The following is a 21,725-nucleotide window of genomic DNA, read 5'->3' as shown; positions in this document are numbered from 1 at the left end:
CCCAAACTTGGTCTGGTTCCGTGACGGCAAATTGACGTCCGAGATGATTCGGTATTTCAACGTGCTCCTGAGTCGCTTTTTTGTATCGATGCTTCGGTGTTTGACAACTCACTAAACCAAGTGATTTCATCAGTTTAGTTGCACGATAGCGCGTTAAAGGAACCTGTTTTGTTTTTGATACAATGTCAGCAATAGTACGAGCACCAGCAGAACCGTGACTGCTTTCATGAGCTTCTCGAACAAGAGCCCGAAGCCGTATTTGTTCCACTGACGGTCTCTTTGAGCGATGACGCCAGTATTGATAGCTACTGCGATGAACACTGAACACGTTACACAGTTGTTTAATACTAAAGCGCCGGCTGAGTTTCTCGATCAGCGAGAATTGTTCAGAGAGTCCGACATCACCAGCGCTGTAGCCTTTTTTAAGATCTCATTATGCTCTTCAAGTTGCGCGATTTTCTTTTTTAATTCACGGATTTCAACCTGCTCAGGCGTCATGGGTGACGCTTTCGGTGAAATGCCCTTGCGTTCTAGCTTGAGTTGCCGAACCCATTTGTCCATGGTTGATTTACCGACGCCCATGGCGTTGGCAGCTTCGACTACGGAATAATTTTGGTCAAGCACAAGTTGAGCCGCTTCAAGTTTGAATTCAGCACTGAAAAGTCGTCTTATACGTTTTGCCATCATTGTCACCTATCTGTTTATGAGGTGATGATATCACCTCTGACTTGGTGACCAAATTAACTATGCCACTACACTCTACGACAATCCGTGATTACGATGAAAGTACAGAAGAAACTATTCTAAAGAAAATCAAATGGCCCGATAAAGTTAAAAACCTTGAACTCTTAGGTAAACACGTCAAGGTTCAAGCATTTAAAGAGCAAATTGAGGCTAAGATTGAAGCAACACATAACATCATGCCGGTTCCTGCATGTGACAATGTAGACGATTGGGAAAAAGTCGCTCAGCATCAGCAAGGTGAGGTATTAGGTGGATGAATTACAATGTAGTTTGGAAGCCTTTGCCCGGCTCGCAGTCGTTATCATTGAGTTGTAATAGCGGCATTCCTCATGAACCAGATACACATTGGGATTCAGGCTCAAAATCTTGGGAGTTTAATGGTGTTAGGGTTAATACAGACTTAGCCCCTAACTCGCTCTCTTCAGAAGTAAAAGAGGCGCTTAAAAATAATATTTGTATAGTTTGCGGTGAAAAAAACTGTCCATATATTAAAGATAATAAAAACTATAAAGAATTAATAGACTCAATCAATAGGGGAGACAAAGCGGAAGCAAATAAGATTTATACTAAGCATTACGCTCAGTTTAGAAATACAAAGAAATCTACACTTGAGGATCGGAATAATAAAGCTAAAACTGCAAGAGCGCGTCAGGGAGCATGTGGATATTCGGGACCATTTCAATCTAAAAAAGCATTAGCGACACCAGGTCAATGGAGTGAATGGACTGAATTATTTACTAGTTTTCCAAATGAAATAACTAAAACTTCAGATACATATACTGTGAATTTTAACCTCTCATCTAATCTAGAGTCTTCATTTGATGTTGAAATTAAATATCCAACCTCTAGTGGTGTTAAGGTCGTGAATACTATGGGGCTAGGAGCTTACTTAATTGAAGCAACAGGTGGGGGGGGCTTCTTTTATTAGAGTCAAATCGCATTCAATACCTGTTGCTGTTACATTTGATTATCCAAAAAATCAAATTAAACAGGGTGGGTACAATTGTACCTGCCTTAATTTAAATTATTATAATGTTGAATTATATCCAAGGTTACTTTTTCATTTGGTAATAACATTCGATAGCCAGATTCTGAATTTATGCTACTTGCAATGTGAGTTTTTGAAATTATTTGTTTCTTAAAATACGTTGTGACATCTTCATTTACATGCGTTGTAAACAAGGTGTTCAATTTTTCAGCGCAATTAGGTGTTTTATTTAATTGGATATAAATTAATGTATTACTTGATTCATTGTTGAGTTGTTTCAACTCAGAAATACAATCTTTGGTAAGCGAGTAAGATTCATTTTTGAAAACGTATGTAATATCATTATGTTCCATATTTTTCGCACATCCTATAAGTGCATAAGGAATTATACAAAGTAGAATATATTTATTCATATATTTTTATTAACCTCATTGTTTATATGCGTATCAGTTATTCTAGAATTTTTATGTGAAATAATAATCTATTATGATTTTGTTTAATAGAAAAATGACATTTATAAGCGCTATTAACAAAAAAATTATTTTATATTTGAGCTTTAAGGAAAGAAAATAAGAGTTCTTATGGCGAAATTATGGCTTAAATCTAGGGTTTTTTAGTGTTTTATTTATGATATAGCATGCAAAAGCTTACATCATTAGATTCGAAATTATGCGAGTACTGTCGTTAGTAACATTAAAGCTATCTTATGATACTGAGTAATATGGTGATGTTTTTGATGACTAGTTCGAACTTAAAAAACGTCGAATTGCATAAGCTAAAGCGAACGCTCAGTAGTTATCGTTGTATGTGTGTATAGTTTATTGCCACTTAAAATGATCTTTACAGCTAAAACGCTTTCAATATTCTGTATAAAAACAAAGTCATGTTTGTTTTAATAAAGAATTCAATGATGAATATAAAGTAAGAAAGGGAATAGCATGAGTCAGAAGTATTTTAGAGACATGGGTAACTATGAACGTTTACTTATTTTACTTTCTGCTGCCGAAAGAGCAAAAGAAGAATTCGATGATGGGAAAATAACTGAGAATCAGATTTCAGAACGGATAAGCTTAAACCTAAATATCACAGACTATCAACCTGCTTATGCTGCATTGGCGATATAGAAAGAGATAAGTTCTCATAACCCACTCCGGTGGGTTTTTTATTGCACTAAGTGAGGTGTTACTCTAACATTCATTGGACTTAAGCTAAACTTATTAAGGCAATGGAATGAATAAATTACTAGCGTGCTTTTTGAGCATATCGATTTTAAGTTCTACTGGGTGTGTAACTGCGGCAGTTTGGGATTCGAACGCAGCAAAAGAGACCAAAACAAGGGTGAGTGTTGATTTAAAAGATAATATTGTATCGGCTTTTGAATATAAAGATATTAGTGTTAAAAATAAACTAACTAATCAAAAAATAAAAGATATTGAGCTTCCTACTTCAGGTTATGGTTTTTTAGGTGATAAATATATTTATATACTGACTAATGGCTCTGCTGAATTAATGAAATTAAATGAGTTGGTTAAAGTAATTCCATTGTCAGCATTTAATAACCCTGAGGGAGTTATTAGAATAGAGATAAAGCCAGATGAGCGCAGAGAAGGACTAGTAAAATTTAATGACAATTACTTTGTTTATATTGATAAAAAGTACACGTTAAGCCCAGAGCAAGAGAAAAGCCTCAAGGATATTGGTTTTAGTGAGAGGCGATTTGATAATGATAAGTCATGGGTTAAAACAATCCCAATAAGTGGCTATTTATTCGATAGAAATGGAATAACTCTTCCATCAGCATCTAATGCCAAGCTACACCAACCATATAAGGTTGAGTTTTATACTACAGAGGAATATAAATCACTTAGCGCAGGCAAATTGGCTGGTAATGTCATGATTACACCATTTACTATTGCTGCTGATATTATTGCTACGCCAATACTACTTATACTGTATGCAAATTATGTCAATAAGTAGTGAAAAATAGCAAAAACATTGATTAGGTCGCTCATGCGACCTTTTTGTTTGCTTCAATTTGCACTCTCGCTAAGCTAACATAATCTAAACTAATTGATGGGATTTTAGACGTAATACTATATGCTTTATAATACTTAGCCATTGGGTCAAGTGATGTTATAGGTGAGTTGAATGGGGATATATTGCAATATGGGGTTGTATGTTTTTTGTATAGATCCTCTGTAAATTTAATTGCAACACCTTCTTCTAATCTTTGGATATCGACCTTATAATGAGTATGGTATTAAAAATCAATGTGTTAGGTGGGTTATTTTATTGTGGTGTTACGTCACATGGGTTGGGTTGAAGCGGCTGACTTAATCGTTAAAGGTATGGAAGGCGCAATCGCGGCTAAAACTGTAACTTACGATTTCGAGCGTCAATTAGAAGGCGCTAAACTACTGAAATGTAGCGAATTTGGCGACGCAATGATTAAACACATGTAATTTATTACGTGGTGTGATTAATAACGGGAGCCTAAAAACTCCCGTTTTATTTTGTCTAGAAAAATTCTTCTGCAAAACCCCACCAAAACTTCTCCCCAAAATAGGCTAAGAAATAAGCGAGCTAAATTGCAATCACTTGCCATTTTTTTCCACGATCATCATTATACTTATCAGTCATTTTTTGCGATTTATGATCCATATAAAGTGCTATAGCTGTGAATGAAATAAACGAAAAAAAGAATGCAATAGAAAGAGCATATCCTAAGTCAGCCATAATAGATGAATTCCTTTCTAATCGATGTTGTAAGCGCTATACATAAGTTAAATATCTATAGCCATCGATTAGCTGCTGGTGTGTTTTCATTTGTGAAAAAAGCGATACAGGAAATTGGACATCTAGGGTAAAAGAAAGCCCTTCATAGAAGGGCATATTTAATGGAATGTACAAATAGTAATTATTATAGTGTTGCGAGTTATCCATAACTTGCAGTGAGATAGTATCACCAGTTATTACTTAATCCAAATCGGAGTATTAGTTGTGAGCGATGCTCAGCATTGTAACTTACAATTTTAAACGTCAGCTGGAAGGCTCTAAATTACTGAAATTTAGCGAGCTTAGCGACGAAATGATTAAGCACATGTAATTTATTACCTGTTTGTATTACAAATTAACACTGTGGGTGTTCTCTATGATGGTTTTTTTGACTATTGCTATTGCACATTTTATTGCTTTGATAAGCCCTGGGCCAGACTTTTTACTGATAATAAAAAGTACCCTGAATAATACAAAGCGAGTTGCATTTGGTGTTATTTCTGGGATTGTTGTCGCAAATGCGATCTACATAGCTCTATGTATGGCGGGGGTTGGCGCTATATTGGCGCAGTCAATTACGACAATGATTATTATAAAGTTATTTGGTGGATTATTCTTAATATATATCGCATGGCAGGCTCTACGAGCAAAGAAGCAGGATTATGCCTTTTTGATGGCTAATGCAAAAGAATCTAAAAATGAATATATTCAGAGCTCATTCAGCAGAGAATTTATGGTTGGGCTGTCATCAGGCTTACTTAACCCTAAAAATTTATTATTCTATTTAAGTCTATTTACTGTTGTGCTCGATAGTCAGGATAACTCAACTCTGTTTAAAGTCGGTATCGCCGTTTGGATGGTTTTGGCTGTATTGGTCTGGGATAGTCTTGTTATGTACATTTTAACTAGGCCGGTGATTCGTAATCAATTTAGCCGCTGTGCTTATTGGATTGATAAAGTTGCTGGTGTCATCTTAGGTATTATAGGGCTGAAAATTGTGCATTTAGCGTTTAAAGAGACCGCATACTTAAGGTTATTTTTGAATAATAAATAAAATCATTTAAGAGACTCGTAGCGACAGATGTAGAATAACTAGCGATAGAAAAGGTTGGGAATGTAGATATACAAAATTAATATAAATATATTATTTTTATATATTGCAATTTATGAAGTTCAGGAGTAGTAGTTATGTTAATACCTTCTTGAAAAGATGTTTGGTAACCTAGGAGGCATTGCATGCATACTGATAATATAATTTCCCAAGTAGTAGGATGTAACATTAAAAAACTAAGGAAGGACGCAGGCTATACAATTAAACAGCTTGCACAATTAATTAATAAAAGTGAACAACAGTTACATCGATATGAAAGAGGGATAAGTAAAATTGATGTAGATACATTAACAGCTGTATTGAAGGTACTAGATGTTAATATAGCGGACTTTTTTACTCAATTAACAGGGGATGAAATAAATGTTGATTCAACAGGACCTATATTCGTGACTCAAAATAAGTATTTAAATGCCAAGCTAGTCTTCGAAGTTGAGACGGCGGGTATTAACTACTAATCGTGATCGATAGCGCCAGTTGCAATAGTTGGCGCTACCTTTAAAATTTTTTATCAAAATATTCTACAGTTTCAGTTTTTGTGCCGCAGGCTGTTAATTGCAATTCTCCGATATCTCTTGAAGCATTTTTCTCAAAGTTCAAATAATTAATTTTTATTTATCAGATGCTGAATAAGATCTTTGTAAGGTTGATTAAATCCAAAAGGTTGCATTGGATTTGTTTAATTGAATTACTTAATAGCCTCAACTACTTTTTTAGTTGTAGAGGTTTTCTTTTCAATACTATCTTTTTTTTCAAAACTATCATTTTTGATTTTTTTTGAATCAATATCTAAGGCATTATCAATTTTATTCGTTGTTTGTGTTTTAACTGCTTTTTGAGTGTCACAATTACCAGAAATGCCGATTTTTTGATCGAGCATTTTATTTCGAGCTGCTTTTTTAAAATCACATTCAGCAAATGTGTATGTCGATAGTGCAAGTAATGAGATTAACAATCCTACTTTTTTCATAAAAAATATCCGACAGAATAAAAAGGAGATGATAAGTTAAAATTGATATAAAACAAGAAAGTAAATGTTACAGAGTTTTGTTTTTTTAAGATTTTGTCAGTTTATCATATTGTAAGTAAATATACCTAAATGAGTATATTGAAAAGATGAATGATTGTTTATCTGTCAGCTCACATGTGCAGTTACTTATATAAAAACCATACAGCCGTTATTTTGCAGTTTCTCTATAATTTTTGGCTTCTGGGTGAAATTGTTCCATCGTAAGTCGAGCTTGGCTAGCTGTGGCAAATTAATCAGGCTATCAGGTAAAGATGTAAGTTTATTTGCACGTAAATCTAAGTATTGGATGGGTAACATTTCACCTATTGACTCAGGTAATGTAGTTAATTTATTGAATCTAAGATTTATTGTTGTGACGTTTTTTAGTTTAGATATATTTGAAGTGATTTCTTGAATTTTGTTATTATTTAAATCCAAAACTCTAACTTCTTTTAAGTTAGCGATATCATCAGGAATTTCTGTGATCAAGTTATTCATTAAATGTATTTCTCGAGCATTTATAAGTTCTGTTACAGAGCCAGAGATATCCGTTATCTGATTGTTATATAACCTCAATTCTCTCACATTCTTTAATGCAGATAACCAATGAGGTAGTTGTTGTAATTTATTATCAGTTGCATTGAAATATAATAAATTTTGTAGTGCAGAAAAAGAGTCAAGGTAAGTAATTAATGCCATTATCACTGATATAAAGAAATTTTAATTGATGAAGCTTACCTATTTCATTGGGAAAGTGCTTGATGTTGTTATGCCCCAGATCAAGCATTTCTAGATGTTTTAAGTTTTCTATTATTGCGGGAATCCTAGTTAATTGATTACAGGATAGGTTTAAGACTTTTAAATTTTTACATTGACTCAAATGCGATGGAAACAGCGTTAGCATATTGTTATAAGCACTTATTACAGTATATAAAAATGGTGACTCAATGCATGAATCTATTTCTATATGACTCCCTGAGTCTAAATTTAACTCAGATTTTGATGTTGAGTGCTAGTGTAACATACATATTCCTTTTTATCCTATTGCATCGAGTATATATGGTAGGTTACTTCATGAATTTTAAGAAGCTAATAATTTAGCAAAGCAAATTAAAACGGATATTTATTATGCGATAGCTTAGCTTAAAACATAAGATAAATTAATGTCATTTTATTCAGATGCTCCTACAAATTAATGGGTCGTATACTATGTGTAGGTGTATAACTACGTAGAATTTAAGCGTGAAATAAAGTAATAACCTAAGACTGTCTTTAATCAATATTTAAAATGCCAACAAAGATAAAATGTATTGAATATAGGTTAAGGTCATAGTTATACTGGTGTGCATTTGTACAGTATTCATAATTATATGAGGGAACAACAATGTTAAAAGTTATTGCAGAGGATTTTATTAAAACTGAGGCATTAGATATTGTGCGACCACTTTATGCAGAACTGGTGGCAGCAACGAAGCGAGAGCCATTATGCATCAGTTATGATTTATATATTGATCAAAAAATTCCGGGACATTTTATTTTTATTGAAGAATGGCCAAATCAAGAAGCGCTTGATATCCATTGTGCTTCTGAGCATTTCAAACGTTTGGTCCCGATGATTAATCAATATAAAAATGCAGAACCACGGTTTCTTTTGATGAATAGTTTTGACAAGTAATTGTTGATGAGTCACTTTTACTGACATATAGCTAAAGTAGGGGAGAAAGTGAATTTATTTCAATTTTCTCTCTTTATGCATAAGCGTCGATGTCTTTTAGTAAGATAAAGCTAATTTGAACGCTATTTAGTTAAATTTATATCCGCGACTAATTAATCATCAGTTGAACCCTATATAAGTTAGTAAATTAGCTTATATAGGGTATTTTAGTTGCTATATTTTAACTTGGAAAAGTAAGTTGCAATCCAGCGCCGACTTCTTTTACAGGGGCGTATTTGGCTAAATGAATTTTGGCATCGAGATCTGTACAGTGGCACGGGTGAATATGGTCTAAATCTTGTTGATTAAAATAATTTCCGGTCAAGTTTAAAACTTCATCTGATGCTTTCTGTAAATGGAAGCCGCCTATAACAGTTACAATTTTATCTATATTCGTTATTTCTTTTGCATATTCAACGATATTACAAATACCTGAATGTGAGCAACCTGTGATAATGATCAGTCCTTCTGATGTTGTTATTACAAGGGCCGTATCATCCAATACATAGTCATCTATACTGTTATTATTCTGATCTATAGTCGTTCCAATCGGTTCTTTTCCTTCAAAACTATTATTTCGTGGAATTTGCCCTAAGAAAATGACATTGTCGGATATAGGATAAGGTTTCGTGGCCTCAATACACTCAAAATACGCTGAAAGTATATTTTTAGTTGTATTAGTGCCAATGATTTTTGCTTGATAATTTTTTGGACGTAGCGCATCAGGGTGATAAATTAATGACTTTTTTTGTTTTAATTCAATATTTCTGCGGTCAAAATGTTGAAGCAAATGGCTTAGGCCCCAAGTGTGGTCATTATGGCCATGTGAAAGGGCTAAGTCGGTTATATTCGCAAGATCTATATTGAGTATTTGAGCATTATTAATGAAAATATCTGAATAGCCTGTATCAAATAGTATTTTTTTACCATCGGCTTCGATGTAATAGCATACTCCAGGTTCGCCACAGAAATAGCTATCTATTAGTGTATTATTATCAACAAGCACAGTTATTTTTAGCGTCATGTTTTGCTCATACGGTTAAAATTTGAATAATTATTAATGTTATATCAGATAAAATATTAAAAATATTCAATACAATTTAAATAAAAAATCAGATAAGACTAGCTATGTTTAATATGGATGAATTCGACACTTTATATGTGAAAATAGCTAGATATCAGTATGAAATATCGATATCTAGCTATCAGTATAATTCCTTAAGCTAAGGCTTTTACTTTAGATTGATGGTTTTCTTTTGATTCATCTTCAGATTTTTTTTCAAGATGAAAAATAGAAATCACGTTTTCTAATAAATTTGATTGAGACTCAAGAGCTATCAATGAGGTTTGTAATTCTCTCGTCATTGTTGCATTTGCTTGTGTAGTATTATCGAGCTCATTAATGGCTAAATGGATTTGACCTACACCATGAGTTTGTTCATTCGAGGCTAGTGCAATATTTTGGATCATTTCATTAATATTGGATGTATCTTGTGCAATAGATACAATATTATCGTTAGCGTCAGCGGCAAGTTGGAAGCAATGGCTAATTTTATCATTGGAGTTATTGATCAATAATTTGATTTCTTTTGATGCTTGAGTGCAACTAATTGATAATTCGCGAACCTCATTAGCAACAACGGCAAACCCTTTTCCGTGTTCACCAACGCGAGCAGCTTCAACCGCTGCATTTAGTGCTAATAGGTTGGTTTGAAAGGCAATATTATCAATTGTTGAGGTTATTTTGCTAATTTCTTTGGAGAAATCAATAATCTCATCCATATTTTCAACAACATCTGAAATAAGCGCATTACTTTTTTCAATGGTAACACTGGTTTCAGTCATTAATTGGCATGATTTATGGGTGTGAGCGGTATTAAGTTTAAATGATGAGTCGAGTTCTTCCACACTTGCTGCAGTTTCAACAATTGCAGCAGCTTGCTGATCTGCTCGAATAGAGAGATCTTGATTCATCTGGGTAATATCGTTGAGTTCAATTCTTATATGATGGGTATTTGAGTGAATGTTTTTCACAATATCAATAAGTTTACTTTGCATATCAGAGACATGTTGTTTAAGTGATTTTATTTCTGCTAATCCTTTATTATCAAAATTATGATATAAAATTCCTTGGCTTACTTTTTCAATGCCCTCAATGACTTGGTTTAATGGGCGAACAAAGAAGTATTGCAATATAAAACGAATAAATAAGGTCACAACAGTGACGACTAAAAGAATAATAATCATGCCGATAATGCTTTGTCTATAAAGTTGTTCACTAGCGACAGCAATTTGATGATAGTTGTTATTTAATTGCTGATGATAATAATTATAATTTTTTTCAAAGGAATCTTGAAATGCCTGAGTGGGTTGGTTTAAAAAATCATAAGTCTTTCCTTGAGTTAAAAACACCGAGAGCTCATTAAGTGCGGCATAAAGTTCTTTATAGGATTTTTCTAGTTCGGTAAATGTTGCGTTATCTTTATATTGTGAAACGGAAGAGAAAACTTGCCAATGCTCATCTGTTTTAATCATCTTTTTATGATAAAACTGAATTAAACTATCGATGTCAGTATTGGACGTTTGCATTTTATTAATAATAAGTAAATGTCTTGAACTGGCTCGATTAAGTGTATTACGTGCTTGTAATAGCGATTGCCATGTTTCATTCAGTTGAGATTGTTCATTATAAATAGTGTCGAGTTGGTCGAGTGTCGATTGATACTGTTTTAAATAACTGAAAAAAAACCAGCATGACGAGAGCAACAAAGCAATGAGAAGCCCAGAAATAAACCAAACAAGTGTTGTCGTTTTAAGATTCGAAAATGAGAATCGAGCTGATCGAAGTTTTAAATGCTTTGAATTATCAGATATCATTAATTATTTCCTTTCATACCATCGAGTAGCATGTTCTGAATACATACAAATTAAAGACTTATAAACATAACCTTGCTAATCACCTTTAATAGGTAGATTAAAAAGTTATATGCAGTCGCGCGAAAGCATCAGGCGTAGGGACCAATTAAAGGTATCGGCATTAAAGATGGATACTTTATAGTCAATAATATGAGTTATGTCATAAAATTGGCTATAAATAGAAGTTTTCAAAGTTGTTATATTTTTAAACTCAAAAAATGGTAGGAATTATTGTGACTTATTGCTATCCATGAGGCTTTTAATTTTACAGCATTGAGTGATAATGAAAGTATAATTTTAGGGCTTTATCTGAGTATTTTATGTTATCTCTATTATTGAAGTGTCTTATCGGCGCCTTAGCAGTATTTTTTATTGCACTACTTTCTCGTAGCAAAGTCTACTATATAGCAGGGCTTGTTCCCTTGTTTCCAACCTTTGCGCTTATCGCTCATGTGATTGTTGTTCAAGAGCAGGGAGCAGATGCATTAAAAAAAACAGCACTGTTTGGTTTATGGTCTCTCATCCCTTATGCAATGTATTTGCTAACCGTCTATTTATTTGCAACAAAATTACCTGCCTGGACTTGCTTAAGTATTGCAACATTGGTGTGGGTCGTTACCGCTATCATTTTGGTTTATATATGGCAGCTGGTACAGTAAACTTGGATGATAATAGGCGTTAACTCTATTAATAAAAACCGATAATTATTGATTCATTTTTCTTGTCGCAAATTGTTACAAATTAACTATAATAAGTAACAATGTTTCCATTTAGTTTTATTGTGAAAAAATGCTATTAAGATCATTAGTTTTAATTCTTGTCGCTGGTTGTGCATATATCGCCGGTATCATGACAGAAGTCTCGTTAGAATCAGAATATGATACTGAGAGTAAAGTAAAAAGCTCAGTTGAAGACTTTCTTGCGTACCCTGGTGCGGCAAATTATAAGAATGTTAAATACTATGTTCTTACCAAAAGCGAAGAAGGCGAAGAAACGGGATATTATTGTGGTGAAGTTTTCGGTTTTGAACATGAACTTCCCCATGGTTATAAACGATTTATTATTAGGTTACATAAGAATCGAATGGGTAAGGTTATGGTTTCCATTCCTTTTGTCGAAAAAATTGATGATATCATTCCAGCAGAACAGTTTGAGTCAGTTTGGAACCGGTATTGCCATCGCTCTTAATTTGAACATCTAGACTGAAATTTATTCATCAGTCTAGATGTTACGTATTAGCCTATTTTTATCGCTAACGTTGCTAGGAATGTTGGTAGATAATTATCAATAACAAACCGTGGTGTTGGTTGCCAGTCTTCTAAAAAACCTGCAATATTAAAGCCCACGTTTATTTGTCCTCCAATTAAGTCCGTTAATGAATGTCCAAACACAAACGCTTCTTGTTTCTGATGTTTCTGAGCGATTTGTTCTGAAGATAGAGCATCTAATTCAGAGAAAGGCATTTTAAAACGAGGCTTAATAATATCTTGCTCTTCTGGCTTTTTTTCACGGTCATCAACGAATACTATAGGATTAAAAAAGCTGGCTAAGAGTTTTCCATTAGTTTTTAAAACTCTGTGGCATTCCTGCCAGACAGGATTAACATCGGGAATATAAAGATTAGAAATTGGATGAAATATTAAATCAAATGTTTCATTGGTGAAGGCGTGAAGAGAGCGCATATCCCCTTGAACTATTTCGAGTTCAAGATTATCTCTAACTGCAACGAGCCTGTCTTGTTCTAATTGTTTGGTAGACAGGTCAAATACAGTCACTATTGCACCAGCTGCTGCTAATATAGGGGCTTGTTGGCCACCAGCCGAGGCTAAGCATAAAATTCGTTTGCCTTTGATATCACCTAGCCACTCTTTAGGTAATGGTGTTGGTGTTAAATGGATATTCCAATTTCCTTGTTTGGCTTCTGAAATTGTTTTTGTATCAACAGGGGTAGACCATATTTGCTGTGATTCAGCTTGTTTATCCCATGCTTTTTGGTTCGCAGTAATAAAATCAGACATAAAGTGTACCCTCAAATATATTAATAAGTGAAAGTATAACTAATGCCGAGTAAAATTAAAATAAAGTGTACTCAAAAGTACAAAGTAGTGTGGTGTTCAATAAAACTATATTGGTAATTTTTATTTTAAAATGCTTTGATTAATGACTTTGAACTAATAAATATTCAGTATCGTTATAGTTAAATTTGGCTATTTCAATCATGCCTAATTTATGATGTGCCTGTATTGATCTTAGATTATCCGTATTAATAAAAGCGACAGCTTTACCTGTATTTCGGGTGCAAATATATTGATATAGTGGCTCTAGAATATTCTGCCCTCTAAACTTTTTATCAATGCAGACTGGGCCATAAAACCAGTTATGGTTTATGACTGATGGGTATTCTGTCATGATTAAATGCGCGATTGGCGGTAGGGCTGAACTCATTAAGCTGAAACTAAATAGAACCCCGATAATTTTATTGTCTAATCGGGCAACTACGACGCTTAATGAATGAGTAAACATCGCTTCTACTTTAGGTAGGGGGAACTCACCTAATAGGCCACCATGTTGTGATTGTGAGTTGGCTTGTAGGAGTTGAGCAACTTCATTGCAATCTGTTTTTGTCATCAATTGATAGTTTATAATCATTATTTTTCCTATTCAGTTGTTTATTTGGATAAACATTAGGTTAGGCTAAAGTGTATATTAAGACAAATAATGCATGTTTAAATTATGAATTTTTATTCAATGTAGTCGATTGACATCATATTGTAATAGCTCATCATTAATCGCATAATAACGTACATATTTATCTCTTCGTTAACTAGAAAAATGCTAACTAAATTATATCCGATTCTACTGCTGATTATTTCTAATGTATTTATGATGTTTGCTTGGTATGGGCATTTGAAATTTACAACTAAACCTTTGTATAGCGTTATTTTTTTTAGTTGGCTTATTGCATTGATTGAATATTGCTTTGCGGTACCTGCAAATCGCCTAGGACATCAGTATTATAGCGCGGCTGAATTAAAAACGATGCAAGAAGTGATAACATTATGTGTATTTGCTGTATTTTCAGTGCTTTATTTAGGTGAAAGTATCACTATAAACCATATCATTGGATTTATTTTGATTATGGCTGGCGCATTTTTTATTTTTAAAGGTCCTTTTTAAGTGAGTATTATTCCCCTGACTTAACAGGGGAATAAAGAACTAATTAAACCCAGCCTTTTTCTCTAAATTGCTTTAAAACAACCACAAACTGTTCCATTTCTTCAGGGGTTCCGAGAGTTAATCGATTCCAACCGACTGCGGGAGGAAACTCTCTTCCTACCATAATGTGCGCATCAGCCATGCGTTGCTTATACGTTTTTACATCCCCTTTAACTTTATGGAATATGAAGTTAGCTTGAGATGGTGCATATTCTAGATTGAGTTCATCTAATGCTTTCTCTACAATTTTTCTAGAGAGGTTATTAGACTTAAGACTATAAGCAATGAATGGTTTATCGTTTAAAGAGGCAATAGCGGCGATGGCACCAGCGGTATTGGTGTTATCGATAGAGACAAATTCGTCAACAGTCGCAATAACATCAGGTGATGCAATACCATAACCTACACGTAATCCTGCTAAAGCAAATATTTTAGAGAAAGTGCGGGTGACAATTAGATTATTTTGTCCTTGTTTAACGAGTTCAATTGCACTAACAAAGTTAGGATCTTCGACTAATTCAGCATAAGCCTCATCGACAATGAAAAATTGTTTATCTGATACTTTAGTCATCCACTTATTAAGCTGACTATGTGGGGTGATCATAGCGGTTGGGTTATTCGGATTACAGATATAAATAATTGTTAAGCCATTAAAATCATTTGCTAGTTGCTCCATCTTATCAAGATCAAAAGAAAGATCTGATTTTAATGGAACTTTAGTGATCTCAATACCAAGCGGTAGGGAGTATAGCTCGGCATAGTTAAAGGTTGGATCTGGCGTTACTAGCTGTATTTTAAGATTATTTTTTCTAGCTTTGTTCGCAAGCATTGCAACAGTTGCTTGGATTGTTTCAGATGAGCCATTACCTATTGTGACATGCTTATCAGATAACCGATATAATTCGCCCAAATGCGTTATTAATTCAGAGCGGGCATCGTCAGGATAACGAAAAGAACCGGGTAATGCGGCAATAATCGCTTGTTTTGCATTCGCTGACATACCCAGTGAATTTTCATTGAAATTAAGTAGCAATGGATGCTTTTCATCGATGATAAATGGTGATTTATTTTGAGCAACTGCTTGATTTATTACTGAATTTAAAGCTAATCCGCCGGCAATAAGTGAGCTTGATTTTAAAAATGAACGACGATCCATAGTGATTCCATATAATTATTATTTGTAAAGCAATTAGCTTACTTCAAAAAAAATTATTGTAAATATTTATATGAAAAAAATGATTATTTATTCATTTTTCTTTACGAGAAACTGCGGTGAGCGATACCAATTTCACTAGTGGAATAACTTTATTTTAAGATTAACCTTTTTGCTAATCGATGCAAATTAGCTGTATCTATTTCTAATTCGCGCGCGCTGGCAGACCAATTAAAATGATTTTGCTCCAAGGATTGAGTAATTATTTTTCGTTGGAAATCTTCGGTGGCATCACGCAGGTTTTTGATAATGGGTACTGGCATATCTTTAGGTATCACTGAGCTACTATGATTAGTGTTATCAAAAGTAAAATGTTGAGGTTGTAAAATAATATCACCTCTACTACTTGATGCACGGGCTAATACAATGGCACGATGAATGGCATGTTCAAGTTCGCGTACATTACCGGGCCATGAATAGAATACTCGAATGATGGCAGATGCAATTGCGCAAGGTATCAATGAAGCTGACCCTAATGTATCAGTCAAGATTTTTAATATTGCACGTAGTGACAAAAATGATGTTTTAACGCATGTATTTCGTTCTAAAGGAGCCCTAGTAGGCTCATCTACAATGAATAATGTCATGATGCCCAAAATTGCAGGCATGCTTGAAGAGCTAACTGGTTTACGTTTTTGTAATAAAAAAGCTGCTGCATTTGGGAGTTATGGTTGGAATGGTGGCGCGGTTGATCGGGTTCAAACACGTTTAATGGATGCAGGTTTTGAAACTTCATTATCACTAAAAGCAAAGTGGCGACCAGATACAAATTCACTCGATGAATGTCGCGAATATGGACGAGAAATTGCTCGCAAATGGGCGCTAGTACCATTAGCTGTATAGGGATCTTTAATTAACTCGAGATTAAAAAAAATTTATAAAGGATATTAAAATGAAATTAAGAGAAAAATCGCTAGGGCAAATAGTACTTTCAATTCCAAGATCTTCAGCCTTATTTCGTCAGTATGATATTGATTTTTGTTGTGGTGGAAAACAAACACTAGGTAGAACAGTAGAAAAAAAAGGATTAGATATTGAACTGCTAGAAAATCAATTACTAGAACTCTCTGAAGATACTTTAGAAAAAGATTGGCGAGAAGCACCACTTAGCGAAATTATTGATTTTATTATTGTTCGTTATCATGATCGTCATAGAGCGCAATTGCCTGAATTAATTATTCAGGCAGAGAAAGTGGAGCGCGTACATGCTAATAAATTGGCAGTGCCTAAGGGACTAACCAAATATTTAGAGGCGCTTTATGAAGAGCTTAGTAGTCATATGATGAAAGAAGAGCGTATTTTATTTCCAATGATAAAAAATGGGTTGGGAGCTAATGCTGCTGCGCCAATTAGTGTGATGGAGCAAGAGCATGATGATGCAGGTGATATTTTAGAAATAATTAAAAAAATCACTAATAATGTTACGCCGCCAGCAGAGGCCTGTACTACATGGAAGGTATTATATAATGGAATCAACGAGCTAATTGATGATTTAATGATTCATATTAACTTGGAGAATAACTTACTTTTCCCTAGAGCGCTTGCCGGAGAATAAGTGGGTATCTTAATTCTCTTGTTTAATTTTAATACTATGACTTTTAGTCTGATGAATTCTATTACTGACTAGTTTTCGCGACTGGATATTTTTATCAAAAGTAAAATACCCAGTCGCTTAATCATGTCATTTAGTTATATAGCAGAGAAAATAAAGATAAATTGGGTTAATGGCCAATCATTTTGGCATTAGGTATGATATGAAACCAATAATTATCTGGAACAGGGCTTTCCCAAACTCCTGTGTAGGCTGCAAATCCAATTGTGATAAATAGAATCGTCAGAGTTAACGTTGACATAATGATACCTGATAGGACTATTGAGCGTTTTTTAGTTGGTAATGGCAATGAAAAACTTAATGTTGAAGAGACTGGACAAGATTCAACACAGGTCATACAACCTGTACATTCTATGGTTCTTACTTTTATTAGTTTATCGACAGGGATACGGGAAGGGCAATTTTTTGCACATTTTCCGCAATCAATGCAACTTTCTACATTTCGATGTATTTTGAAAGGGGAAAGTAATGAAAATAGCCCTAACAGCGCGCCATAAGGGCAGAGATAACGGCACCATGCGTTATGGATAAATAAGCTAATAACAATAAGTATGATGACGCTAATCAGTGAAACGCCGCTAATATATCGGAAGAAATCAAGCATTTTAACATCGATGATGATGCCGTAGGGTGACATGAGAAAATATTGGATCATCTGTGCAGGCATTGATAGCGCAATATACAAAAAGAAGCCAAGCAGTAAATATTTAAGACTACGTAAAGAGATATCTAACCAACGTGGAAGATTGAATTGAAAGCGAAATATTTTTTTGCCTAAATTCCCAATGAGCTCTGATATAGTACCAATCGGGCACATCCACGAACAAAATGCCTTTTTAAGAATTAGGCTAATTGTAATTAAAGCGACTAGTAGAAGCATTGAAGCCGCATGAATTGGGGGGAGTACACCTGTTTCTAGCGTATATTTTAAGTTCATCAAACCGGCAATGGGTAACCAACCTTCAATACCACCAGGACGAGACATAAAAAAAGTTGTACCACCAGACTCGTAATAACGAACCCAGTAGTAAAAAGTGACACCAATGTAAATATTAATGGCAAGTAGCAATAGTTGTGTTGCTTTACGCCAAGTAGAAGCATTTCGCCAGTCATTCCAAGGTAGTTTACCTCCAATAGTATCAGGACGGCGTTTGTACCTTTGGTGTGTTTTCTCTGTCATTCCTATCTATCTATCTCTTTAACATGTATTTTAAATACCCTAATTCTATGTCAGTTCTTTATCGCGAATATTGATTTATATCTGGCTAGTCTAATTTGTTATTTAATTATTGTTGGAATGAGTGGGTATGAGCAAAGGGTATTGTTTTATGAAAGAGTCTAAAGCATAGATTCTGAAAGAGGTAACGCGATGGGACTATTATTTTAGATAGATTTTATTTGGGAATGGTCGTGTTATTAAGTTTTATTAGTGTCTCACTAGACTGAAAATAAATATTTTAATCTGACAGAATAAGTTAAAGGGCAGCTTTTGCTGCCCTAAATAAGTTATTAATTTTGTGTTTGTGCATTTGGCGTGATTTCAATAACAGAAACTCGTACTTGGTATTGCTTCCCATTTTCACCTTTAGGCACATTAGCAGTAATCTTTTTTAAGGCTTCTTCCGGTTGTGTGGTTTGAACGGTGGTTGAATATTGCATCATTCCACGATGGCGGCCTGAATAATTGGAATGACGGTTATTATCGCAAGGTCTATTATCATATTGTTGCCCATTTTGAGATGAGCCTCTATGCCATGAGCCATCATCGTTCCTATAGCCATCACCATGATATGCTAAAGTTGAAAAGCTGACGGCCATTAAACTAGCTGTAATAATCAGAGGTTTTAAGATATTCATAATTTATTCCTTTTTATATCTGTTGATTATTATTTTGGCAGCTAAATTTAATAATTCAATTTACTTTACCTAAATAAATGAATAAATCATAATTGGGACTATTTTTATCCATTATTTATTCACAATGAAAATTTTCTGTTAATAAATTTAATTTTAAGTTAACGAAATAATAATTCCATCATGTTGATTATTATGTTTACATCCTTTTTTATTATTGACTATCAGAAAAAAACTTTGCTAATTTACTTAATGAAATAATTGATGCCACAGCAATATCTTTATTATAATCATCACATAGATTTATCAGTCTATTAATTGCATCTTGTTGTTCAATAGAGCATTTGTAGTCACCTAATGCATTGATAGCAGCGATTTTAACATCATTATTTGCACCATAGGTTAATTCTACTAAATTTTTTACGATTTTTTCTTTCATGTAATTAATAATTTAAGTATGAGAGTAGAGATTTATAGTATAAAACTATCGTTAAAAATAAAAAATGTTTTTTTTATCAATGATTGACTGATTAATATAGTGGTGACCAATTATATTTATATTAATAATTATATTTAGTAACATAGTTAATCTGATTTATTGTCAAGAGCGGGTATAAATTGACAGATAAGGTAGAAGCGGGTGGATTAATGGCTCATTTTGTTCATCATCAAAGGGGTGATACTATTATAATTTAGGCCATTTCTCATTCTGCAAGAAGGACTGAACGTTGAAACGAATAAAAACTAAGCTGCTAATCGTTGTATTGTTGGCGTTAGGTACATTTTCTTACCAATATTTTACCAGTATTGGTGATTCTGATATTAAAAAAGCTGCACAACAACGCGTTGAGAAAAAACTCGCTTCAACAGAGTCTGTTATATTTGATAATGTGAAAATAGCACAAAAAAACCAGTATAAGGAAGGGGAAAGTTATCGGGTTTGCGGGTTATACCGACTTGCTTCACAAACTGAATTTTTACCTTTTGTGGCAAATATTGATGTGCAGTCTGGGGCATTTTCAGAGCATGACCAATTATTGGTGAGTGAAACGCCAGAAATCAAATTAGCAATCGATAATTTATGTCAGGATACTGATAAAAAATCATAAATTTATATACCAAACATGAAAATAGTGCCCTGAGTATTTTGGGCACTATTTTTATATGTTTAATTAAGGCTTATTTAAAAGTAATTCAGTTTGAATTTTGCATGCTGAAATTGAATCATTTAGAGATGTCATGAAATCTGCTTTATTGGCAAATTGAGATTTGTTCGCGCGTACAGTATCTATAGCTGTTGCTAAATTTTGGCGTAGATCTGTTTCGAGAGTTTCTAATTTGGCTAAATCAACCTTTTCGCTTTTTAAGCGTTCAATTGTATTACGGGTTAATTCACTACTGCTTTTATCCGTGCTGTATGCTTCACTTAGCGTTTGACCTGTAATATCGCAATAATCGCTTGCCAATTCGCTTATATTTAGTGGGGCATTGCTTGCTATAGCAAGGGCAGGAGTTAGGCATAAAGCCAGTAATAAACGCTTCATAGTAATACCTCTAGTTTGTACTCAATGAATGTTAACTTTAAATGATAACGATAAACTACTATAGCAGAATAGCCCTAAAAGGGGGTAGGAAGAGGATTTTTAGCATGATTTCATAAAAAAAAGCCAGTATAAATACTGGCTGCCATAATTAGCAAAAGCAATGTAATGAAAATTACGTTATATACTTTATCATACAGCGAATGAAAATACAGATAATTTATGAGGTCTCTTGAGAAGTTAAAGGAAAATATGATTTTGATCAGCGATGGACACTATCGTTGGATACTAACGTGGGGCTTATTAGGGTTGGCGAATAGAGAAGAATTGTCGTACGTTTCTTAAAAGGTAGCCAAATTGCCCTCATGAAAGAGTTTGCAAGAATTTGGCTACGATATTGGAATTACGCTTTTGACCAGTAGCCATGCTTTAATACGTCTTCGACTAACTCATGCAAAACGATATGTGCTTCTTTGTCATCATGAAAACCACTTGTTGTAAAGGTTGTTGGTCCGCAATCATGAGTCACTTTTAAATTACTACTTGGATAGACTTCTAATACTCTGGCTTTCAACTCAGCAGTGAAAAGGTCATAAGCTTTTTCGGTCAGTTTTGAAACGGAGTCATCTGAAACTTTAATGTTAATTTCCATTTTTTAACCCTTTATCTAAAAACTAAATTTTACTCAGTGTATTGTTATCATTAGTTATAAGCAATAATCTTATTTAGATGATACAAAAAAGAATAATAAATATAGAGTTGGGGTTTTAATATTAACTTTAATTTTTGTTTCTAATTTTAATAATAGTTCTTAACTGAATTTAAATAATTTATTTAGTGTGAAGTTAGTGCTTTAATTAAAATGAAAAACTAATTTATTACTTATTTTTTTTGAATATGAAAGCTATGAGTTAGTTAAAGTTATTAATCATACTTGTTATTTGATTAAAAAAATAGCTAAAAATCAAACGTTTGATTTTTGTCGTGCGTGTGAAGGCTGTTGGTTATGTAGATATTTGAAAATTAAGTATTTTT

27 protein-coding genes and 4 pseudogenes are annotated in these 21,725 nt (G+C 33.7%); 14 read left to right on the top strand and 17 right to left on the bottom strand.

Annotation, left to right across the window (positions count from 1 at the left end):
- A pseudogene (locus tag ACTH6U_RS09815) lies at nucleotides 1-684 on the bottom strand (transposase); the annotation flags it as partial.
- Between the two features lie 74 nt (nucleotides 685-758).
- On the opposite strand from ACTH6U_RS09815, the pseudogene ACTH6U_RS09810 reads away from it, so the two are divergent.
- Nucleotides 759-1,001: pseudogene (locus ACTH6U_RS09810) on the top strand (terminase small subunit); the annotation flags it as partial.
- Entirely contained in the window at nucleotides 998-1,672 is a 675-nt protein-coding gene (locus ACTH6U_RS09805) for a colicin Z family toxin (RefSeq protein ID WP_441832102.1), read from the top strand. The pseudogene ACTH6U_RS09810 and the gene ACTH6U_RS09805, both read left to right, overlap by 4 nt.
- 86 nt (nucleotides 1,673-1,758) lie before the next feature.
- Here ACTH6U_RS09805 and ACTH6U_RS09800 read toward each other — a convergent pair whose 3' ends face one another.
- Nucleotides 1,759-2,145, bottom strand: coding sequence for a hypothetical protein (locus ACTH6U_RS09800; RefSeq protein WP_294105664.1), 387 nt, complete (start codon nucleotides 2,143-2,145; stop codon nucleotides 1,759-1,761).
- Between the two features lie 525 nt (nucleotides 2,146-2,670).
- On the opposite strand from ACTH6U_RS09800, the gene ACTH6U_RS09795 reads away from it, so the two are divergent.
- From ACTH6U_RS09795 to ACTH6U_RS09785, 3 genes and pseudogenes are all read left to right on the top strand, one after another.
- On the top strand, nucleotides 2,671-2,856 hold the full coding sequence (locus tag ACTH6U_RS09795) for a hypothetical protein (protein ID WP_294105667.1): 186 nt from the start codon (nucleotides 2,671-2,673) through the stop codon (nucleotides 2,854-2,856).
- 106 nt (nucleotides 2,857-2,962) lie between these two features.
- Nucleotides 2,963-3,709, top strand: a complete 747-nt coding sequence (locus ACTH6U_RS09790) for a hypothetical protein (protein ID WP_441832101.1) — start codon at nucleotides 2,963-2,965, stop codon at nucleotides 3,707-3,709.
- A gap of 317 nt (nucleotides 3,710-4,026) precedes the next feature.
- Nucleotides 4,027-4,194 (top strand): annotated as a pseudogene (locus tag ACTH6U_RS09785) (NADP-dependent isocitrate dehydrogenase); the annotation flags it as partial.
- Nucleotides 4,195-4,315: 121 nt separating this feature from the next.
- On the opposite strand, the gene ACTH6U_RS09780 reads toward ACTH6U_RS09785, so the two are convergent.
- Nucleotides 4,316-4,468 carry a hypothetical protein gene (locus ACTH6U_RS09780; RefSeq protein ID WP_434719082.1) on the bottom strand — a complete coding sequence of 51 codons (153 nt, stop codon included), beginning with the start codon at nucleotides 4,466-4,468 and terminating at the stop codon, nucleotides 4,316-4,318.
- Nucleotides 4,469-4,883: 415 nt separating this feature from the next.
- On the opposite strand from ACTH6U_RS09780, the gene ACTH6U_RS09775 reads away from it, so the two are divergent.
- Nucleotides 4,884-5,561 carry a LysE family translocator gene (locus tag ACTH6U_RS09775; protein WP_441832100.1) on the top strand — a complete coding sequence of 226 codons (678 nt, stop codon included), beginning with the start codon at nucleotides 4,884-4,886 and terminating at the stop codon, nucleotides 5,559-5,561.
- A gap of 182 nt (nucleotides 5,562-5,743) precedes the next feature.
- Nucleotides 5,744-6,073 carry a helix-turn-helix domain-containing protein gene (locus tag ACTH6U_RS09770; RefSeq protein ID WP_434719080.1) on the top strand — a complete coding sequence of 110 codons (330 nt, stop codon included), beginning with the start codon at nucleotides 5,744-5,746 and terminating at the stop codon, nucleotides 6,071-6,073.
- A gap of 230 nt (nucleotides 6,074-6,303) precedes the next feature.
- Here the strand turns inward: ACTH6U_RS09770 and ACTH6U_RS09765 are convergent, their stop codons facing one another.
- From ACTH6U_RS09765 to ACTH6U_RS09755, 3 genes are all read right to left on the bottom strand, one after another.
- Nucleotides 6,304-6,585 (bottom strand): hypothetical protein, encoded by a 282-nt coding sequence (locus ACTH6U_RS09765; RefSeq protein ID WP_294105677.1) that lies wholly within the window; start codon nucleotides 6,583-6,585, stop codon nucleotides 6,304-6,306.
- 186 nt (nucleotides 6,586-6,771) lie between these two features.
- Entirely contained in the window at nucleotides 6,772-7,323 is a 552-nt protein-coding gene (locus ACTH6U_RS09760; protein ID WP_441832099.1) for a leucine-rich repeat domain-containing protein, read from the bottom strand.
- Nucleotides 7,301-7,528, bottom strand: a complete 228-nt coding sequence (locus ACTH6U_RS09755; RefSeq protein ID WP_441832098.1) for a leucine-rich repeat domain-containing protein — start codon at nucleotides 7,526-7,528, stop codon at nucleotides 7,301-7,303. The genes ACTH6U_RS09760 and ACTH6U_RS09755 overlap by 23 nt, the downstream gene beginning before the upstream one ends.
- A 480-nt stretch (nucleotides 7,529-8,008) precedes the next feature.
- Here ACTH6U_RS09755 and ACTH6U_RS09750 point away from each other — a divergent pair, with 480 nt between their 5' ends.
- Nucleotides 8,009-8,299: a putative quinol monooxygenase gene (locus ACTH6U_RS09750; RefSeq protein WP_294105683.1), complete on the top strand. Its 291-nt coding sequence runs from the start codon at nucleotides 8,009-8,011 to the stop codon at nucleotides 8,297-8,299.
- A 220-nt stretch (nucleotides 8,300-8,519) separates the two neighbouring features.
- Here the strand turns inward: ACTH6U_RS09750 and ACTH6U_RS09745 are convergent, their stop codons facing one another.
- Nucleotides 8,520-9,362, bottom strand: a complete 843-nt coding sequence (locus ACTH6U_RS09745; RefSeq protein WP_294105686.1) for an MBL fold metallo-hydrolase — start codon at nucleotides 9,360-9,362, stop codon at nucleotides 8,520-8,522.
- A 194-nt stretch (nucleotides 9,363-9,556) separates the two neighbouring features.
- Nucleotides 9,557-11,215, bottom strand: a complete 1,659-nt coding sequence (locus ACTH6U_RS09740; protein WP_441832097.1) for a methyl-accepting chemotaxis protein — start codon at nucleotides 11,213-11,215, stop codon at nucleotides 9,557-9,559.
- 359 nt (nucleotides 11,216-11,574) lie between these two features.
- Between ACTH6U_RS09740 and ACTH6U_RS09735 the strand changes: the two genes are divergently transcribed.
- Nucleotides 11,575-11,913, top strand: a complete 339-nt coding sequence (locus ACTH6U_RS09735) for a GlpM family protein (protein ID WP_294105692.1) — start codon at nucleotides 11,575-11,577, stop codon at nucleotides 11,911-11,913.
- A 130-nt stretch (nucleotides 11,914-12,043) separates the two neighbouring features.
- Nucleotides 12,044-12,442, top strand: coding sequence for a hypothetical protein (locus ACTH6U_RS09730; RefSeq protein WP_294349883.1), 399 nt, complete (start codon nucleotides 12,044-12,046; stop codon nucleotides 12,440-12,442).
- A 47-nt stretch (nucleotides 12,443-12,489) separates the two neighbouring features.
- On the opposite strand, the gene ACTH6U_RS09725 is transcribed toward ACTH6U_RS09730, so the two are convergent.
- Together ACTH6U_RS09725 and ACTH6U_RS09720 are read right to left on the bottom strand one after the other, a co-directional pair.
- Nucleotides 12,490-13,272 (bottom strand): class I SAM-dependent methyltransferase, encoded by a 783-nt coding sequence (locus tag ACTH6U_RS09725; protein WP_441832096.1) that lies wholly within the window; start codon nucleotides 13,270-13,272, stop codon nucleotides 12,490-12,492.
- Between the two features lie 139 nt (nucleotides 13,273-13,411).
- On the bottom strand, nucleotides 13,412-13,903 hold the full coding sequence (locus tag ACTH6U_RS09720) for an N-acetyltransferase (protein WP_294105699.1): 492 nt from the start codon (nucleotides 13,901-13,903) through the stop codon (nucleotides 13,412-13,414).
- Between the two features lie 183 nt (nucleotides 13,904-14,086).
- On the opposite strand from ACTH6U_RS09720, the gene ACTH6U_RS09715 reads away from it, so the two are divergent.
- Nucleotides 14,087-14,431: a DMT family protein gene (locus tag ACTH6U_RS09715; RefSeq protein ID WP_294105701.1), complete on the top strand. Its 345-nt coding sequence runs from the start codon at nucleotides 14,087-14,089 to the stop codon at nucleotides 14,429-14,431.
- A 43-nt stretch (nucleotides 14,432-14,474) separates the two neighbouring features.
- On the opposite strand, the gene ACTH6U_RS09710 is transcribed toward ACTH6U_RS09715, so the two are convergent.
- Both ACTH6U_RS09710 and ACTH6U_RS09705 read right to left on the bottom strand, forming a co-directional pair.
- The gene (locus ACTH6U_RS09710) at nucleotides 14,475-15,626 is read right to left on the bottom strand and encodes a pyridoxal phosphate-dependent aminotransferase (RefSeq protein WP_441832095.1); all 1,152 of its coding nucleotides are present in this window, start codon (nucleotides 15,624-15,626) and stop codon (nucleotides 14,475-14,477) included.
- Nucleotides 15,627-15,775: 149 nt separating this feature from the next.
- A complete protein-coding gene (locus ACTH6U_RS09705) occupies nucleotides 15,776-16,144 on the bottom strand; it encodes a transcriptional regulator (RefSeq protein ID WP_441832094.1) in 369 nt (122 codons plus the stop codon).
- Here ACTH6U_RS09705 and ACTH6U_RS09700 point away from each other — a divergent pair.
- A pseudogene (locus tag ACTH6U_RS09700) lies at nucleotides 16,104-16,523 on the top strand (flavodoxin domain-containing protein); the annotation flags it as partial. The gene ACTH6U_RS09705 and the pseudogene ACTH6U_RS09700 overlap by 41 nt on opposite strands.
- A gap of 52 nt (nucleotides 16,524-16,575) precedes the next feature.
- On the top strand, nucleotides 16,576-17,238 hold the full coding sequence (ytfE, locus tag ACTH6U_RS09695) for an iron-sulfur cluster repair protein YtfE (RefSeq protein ID WP_441832093.1): 663 nt from the start codon (nucleotides 16,576-16,578) through the stop codon (nucleotides 17,236-17,238).
- Nucleotides 17,239-17,404: 166 nt separating this feature from the next.
- Here ytfE and ACTH6U_RS09690 read toward each other — a convergent pair whose 3' ends face one another.
- The 3 genes from ACTH6U_RS09690 to ACTH6U_RS09680 form a co-directional block, all read right to left on the bottom strand.
- Complete coding sequence (locus ACTH6U_RS09690; protein ID WP_441832092.1) at nucleotides 17,405-18,475, bottom strand: 4Fe-4S binding protein; 1,071 nt, start codon at nucleotides 18,473-18,475, stop codon at nucleotides 17,405-17,407.
- Between the two features lie 329 nt (nucleotides 18,476-18,804).
- A complete protein-coding gene (locus tag ACTH6U_RS09685; protein ID WP_294105714.1) occupies nucleotides 18,805-19,152 on the bottom strand; it encodes a hypothetical protein in 348 nt (115 codons plus the stop codon).
- 211 nt (nucleotides 19,153-19,363) lie between these two features.
- The gene (locus ACTH6U_RS09680; RefSeq protein ID WP_294105716.1) at nucleotides 19,364-19,588 is read right to left on the bottom strand and encodes a HEAT repeat domain-containing protein; all 225 of its coding nucleotides are present in this window, start codon (nucleotides 19,586-19,588) and stop codon (nucleotides 19,364-19,366) included.
- 289 nt (nucleotides 19,589-19,877) lie between these two features.
- Between ACTH6U_RS09680 and ACTH6U_RS09675 the strand changes: the two genes are divergently transcribed.
- A complete protein-coding gene (locus tag ACTH6U_RS09675) occupies nucleotides 19,878-20,258 on the top strand; it encodes a hypothetical protein (protein ID WP_294105722.1) in 381 nt (126 codons plus the stop codon).
- A 63-nt stretch (nucleotides 20,259-20,321) separates the two neighbouring features.
- On the opposite strand, the gene ACTH6U_RS09670 is transcribed toward ACTH6U_RS09675, so the two are convergent.
- Nucleotides 20,322-20,693, bottom strand: a complete 372-nt coding sequence (locus ACTH6U_RS09670; RefSeq protein WP_294105725.1) for a hypothetical protein — start codon at nucleotides 20,691-20,693, stop codon at nucleotides 20,322-20,324.
- Nucleotides 20,694-21,093: 400 nt separating this feature from the next.
- A complete protein-coding gene (locus ACTH6U_RS09665; protein ID WP_294105727.1) occupies nucleotides 21,094-21,342 on the bottom strand; it encodes a penicillin-binding protein in 249 nt (82 codons plus the stop codon).
- Between the last annotated feature and the right edge of the window lie 383 nt (nucleotides 21,343-21,725).

The sequence above is a fragment of the Providencia sp. genome (genome assembly GCF_052096715.1).
Taxonomy (GTDB): domain Bacteria; phylum Pseudomonadota; class Gammaproteobacteria; order Enterobacterales; family Enterobacteriaceae; genus Providencia.
This window is presented reverse-complemented; position numbering and strand designations above follow the sequence as displayed.